1 protein-coding gene and 1 pseudogene are annotated in these 1,506 nt (G+C 33.6%); one reads left to right on the top strand and one right to left on the bottom strand.

Annotated features, from left to right (window positions below):
* A protein-coding gene (locus tag A9G41_RS07020) for an IS3 family transposase (protein WP_143425432.1) occupies positions 1–1,094 on the bottom strand; the annotation gives its coding sequence in 2 pieces (ribosomal slippage) (positions 1–833 and positions 833–1,094; 1,095 coding nt annotated over the 2 pieces). This gene is flagged as partial in the annotation.
* Positions 1,095–1,213: 119 nt separating this feature from the next.
* Between A9G41_RS07020 and A9G41_RS07010 the strand changes: the two are divergent.
* Positions 1,214–1,506 (top strand): annotated as a pseudogene (locus A9G41_RS07010) (protein kinase family protein); the annotation flags it as partial.

Genomic DNA, 1,506 nt, shown 5'->3' with positions numbered 1-1,506 from the left:
CTGGTAATTTAAAGACGAATGAAGCCTGTTGTAATTAAACCAATCCACATAGTGATTAAATTGCAACCTGAGTTGTTCAAGTGAATCAAAAATCGTGTTTGACACAAATTCAGTTTTCACCGCTTTAAATGTTGCTTCAGCAACAGCATTATCATAAGGGCATCCCTTATGGCTTAATGAACGCTCAATGCCAAATTCCTGTAAACATTCATCAAGTAGATGATTATCAAATTCTTTTCCTCTATCTGAATGAAATAACTCAACTGAATTTAAGTTAATAGGGATTTGGCTGATAGCATCCATAACCAGTTGAGCATTTTTATGTTTTCCAGCACTTCGTCCCACGATTTCTCGATTGCTTACATCAATAATCACACAAAGGTAATGCCATTGTTGTTTTACTCTCACATAAGTTAAATCAGTCACTAACACTTTTCGTTGTTGGCCTACGGTAAACTCACGATTAAGTTGATTACTTACTGTTGATTCGTTGCTTTGTTCTGTATTAGCACGATATTTTTTACAGGTATATTTTGATACTAATCCGTTTTCTTGCATGATTCGACCAATTCGGCGACGGGATAATAGTATGCTTTTCTCCCTAAGCTCTGCTTGTAGTCGCCTTGTTCCATAGGCTTGATAGTTATCGTTAAATATCGCTTTCACTTTTTTACTAAGCTCTTTGTCTGTTTTTTTACTGGTTAATTGTAGTTGATAATAGAAGCTATTTCTTGACACTTGTAAACATCGACATAACGCACGTAAGCTATATCGATGTTGATTCTCGGTGATTAATTTGATTTTCGTCCTATTATCAACGCCGCTTGCTTTAGGATGTCATTCTCCATTAACAATCGCTTATTCTCTTTACGTAGGGCTATGAGCTCATTTTCTTGAGCACGACGATTAGCTTGAGCTGTAAACTCACCAGTGGTTTGATATTGCTTAATCCACTTATCTAATGCGGATTTAGTCAGGTCGTATTCGGTGACAATATCCGCTCGTTTTTTGCCATTTTGGTATAACATTACCCTCTGTTTTTTAAATTCATTACTAAAACTGCGTTTTTCTCTTCTTGAAATAAGATTTGTCATTGTTGGTTCCTTTTGTTTTTTTGGTTATCATAACAATGACCTTATTAAACTGGTACTAATTAGTGTAGCCTGTCCATACTAAATTTGCTGTTAGATGTTTTCATAAAGAGTCAAAAGGGTTGTTACAACGTTACACAGCTATTTCTCAAAAACTTAAATCCTTGAACTCTTCTTTTTTTGTTAACTTTGATTTTTTAAATAATGGCATATGTGTTAATGGAAATCATTATCCGATAGTTAAAATAGCTTGGGCAAAAGGCGAAACTCTAGGGGAATTTTTAGAAAAAAATTATAAAAATAAGACTGCATTGAATAATTTATCAAAAAAAATAAAAGAATTATCAGAATTTTTAGGAAAAAATAATATTTCTCATGGAGATCTGCAAATGGGGAATATAATGGTGTCTGATAA

This window comes from Gilliamella sp. Nev5-1, from assembly GCF_001690895.1.
In the GTDB taxonomy this organism is placed as follows: Bacteria; Pseudomonadota; Gammaproteobacteria; order Enterobacterales; family Orbaceae; genus Gilliamella; species Gilliamella apicola_C.
This window is presented reverse-complemented; position numbering and strand designations above follow the sequence as displayed.